Annotated in this window: 1 protein-coding gene; it reads right to left on the bottom strand. The window is 74.1% G+C overall.

The window, feature by feature from the left end:
* The coding region (locus tag B124_RS36915; RefSeq protein WP_496507392.1) for a condensation domain-containing protein at positions 1-2,661 on the bottom strand (2,661 nt) is incomplete at both ends.

Genomic DNA, 2,661 nt, shown 5'->3' with positions numbered 1-2,661 from the left:
CCGCATCGCCTCCGCCAGATTCGCCACGCCTCCGTGCGGGACTGCCACCCCCTTCGGCCGGCCCGTGGAACCGGAGGTATAGATCACGTACGCCAGCTCGTCGAGCCCGACCCGCCGCGTCACCGCCGTGTCGGACTCCGCCGCGATCTCCGCCGCGGCCTCGTCCAGCAGCACCACCCGGGCCTTCCCCACGGGCACCCCGGCCATCGAATCCGCCTGCCCGACGACCACGGTGGCTCCACTGTCGGCGACCATGAACGCCAACCGCTCCGCCGGATACCCGGGATCCAGCGGCACGTACGCACCCCCGGCCTTCCACACCGCGAGCATCGCCGCGACCATCTCCACGCCACGCGGCAGGCACAGCCCCACCGGCGCTGCGCGGTCCATCCCGAGCCGCTGGAGATACCGCGCCAGCCGGTTCGCCCGCGCGTCCAAATCGCCGTACGACACCGCGTCCACGCCGCATCGCACGGCGCACGCGCCCGGCGCACGCCGCGCCCACGCCTCGAACCGGTCCAGCACCGAACCCGAAGGCACCGCCAGGCAGGTCTCGTTCCACCCCGACACCGCCAACGCCCGCTCTTCCTCGCCCAGCGCGTCGATACTGCCGACCCGCGCGTGCGGGCCGGCGGCCATCTGCGCCAGGACACGCACGACCCGGTCGGCCACGGCCTGCGCGGACTGCTGGTCGAACGCGTCCAGCCGGTAGTCGAGGCGGAGCTTCAGACCGTCATCCGGCTCCACGCCCAGGGCCAGGGCGTACGTGGTCGACTCGCGCAGCCGGGACCCGGTGAGCCGCAGTGGCTCCGGCGGGGCGCTGGCGTCGGCGCCGTAGGTCCGGAACGTCATCAGGGTGTCGAAGGTCGCGCCGGTCCCTGCGAGCCGCTGGATGTCGGCGAGGCCGAGGTGCTGGTGGTCGAGGAGCGCGGTCTGCTGTGCCCGGACCGCGTCGAGCAGTTGGGCGATCGTCTGCGCCGGGTCCAGCCGCACCCGTACGGGAACGGTGTTGAGGAACAGCCCGACCATGCCGGCCATACCCGGCAGCTCCGCCGGCCGGCCGGCGACCACGCTGCCGAAGACGACGTCGCCGCGGCCCGCGAGCTGGCCCACGACCATCGCCCAGGCGGTCTCCAGCAACGTGTTCAGCGTGAGGCCGCGGCGGCGGCCCAGCTCTGCCAGCGCCGCGGTCAGTTCGGATCCCGGTTCCGCGACCACCTTGCCGGTGGGTGCCGGTCCGCCGCCCCGGTCGGCCGGCGCCACCAGCGTCGGCCCGTCCACGTCGGCGAGGGCCTGCCGCCACGCCTCCGCGGCGGCTTCCCCGTCCTGGCGGGCCAGCCACGCCAGCTGGTCGCGGTGCGGGGTCGCGGCAGGCAGGACGGAGAGGTCGCCGCCCGCCGCGTAGAGGGCCCACAGCTCACCCAGGACCATCGGCAGCGACCAGCCGTCCAGGGCGATGTGGTGGAGCGTGACCACCATCCGGTACCGCTCGGCACCCAGCCGCAGCAGCGCCACGCGCAGCAGGGGTGGCTTCACCAGGTCGAACCGCCGCGCCTGCTCGGCGTCCGCGATCCGCTCGGCCGCCGCCAGCGCCTCCGCGGTGCCCAGGCCGGACAGGTCCTGCTCGCGCCACGGCAGGTCGACGTCCTCGACGACCATCTGCACCGGCCGGGTCGTCCCCGGGGGCTGCCCGAAGCCGGCCCGCAGAGCGGTGTGGCGGTCCAGCAGCGCCTGCCACGACAGCCGCACCAGACTCGGGTCCAGTGGGCCGTCCACGTCCAGGGAGAGTTGACCGACGTACACGTCCGGGGCTTGCTCGTCGTACAGCGCGTGGTAGAGCAGGCCCTCTTGCAGCGGCGTGAGCGGCAGCACCTCCACCAGCCCCGGCACGGCAGCCGCCAGCTCCGCCCGCTGTTCCTCGTCGAGACGCAGCAGCGGAGCGTCCGACCGCGCTGCTGCCGGGTCCGGGTCCTGCGCAGATGCGGCAAGGGCCGCCAGGCTCGCCGGTGTCCGGCCCTCGAACACCTGCCTGGTCGTCAGGGCGAAACCGGCCTCGCGGGCGGCGGACACCAGCAGCATCGAGCGGATCGAGTCACCACCGAGGGCGAAGAAGTCATCGTCGGAGCAGACGTTCCCGAGGTGCAGCACGTCCGCGAAGAGGTCGCACATGCGCTGCTCCAGCGGCGTCACAGGGGCGCGCCCGCGCGTCGGCCCGTCGAGCCCGGGCGGCGGCAGCGCGGCTCGGTCGACCTTGCCGTTGGGGGTCAGCGGCAGGGCGTCCAGGACCACGAGGGCCGCGGGCACCATGTACGCGGGCAGCCGCCCGGCGGCGAACTCCCGCAGATCGTCCACGGCTACGCCGTCCTCAGTCGCCACGACGTAGCCCGCGAGCCGCTTGTCGCCGGGCTGGTCCTCCCGTACGACGACGGCCGCCTGGGACACCCGAGGATGGGCGGCGAGCACCGACTGCACCTCGCCTGGCTCGACACGGAATCCGCGGATCTTGACCTGCTCGTCGGCACGGCCGGCGAAAGCGAGCTCTCCGTCCGCCGTCCACCGGGCAAGATCCCCCGAGCGGTACATGCGTGCGCCGGGTTCGAAGGGGCAGGCGACGAAGCGCTCGGCGGTCAGCCCCGCGCGGCCGAGATACCCGCGGGCCAG

The organism is Streptomyces sp. CNP082, assembly GCF_059570535.1.
This window is presented reverse-complemented; position numbering and strand designations above follow the sequence as displayed.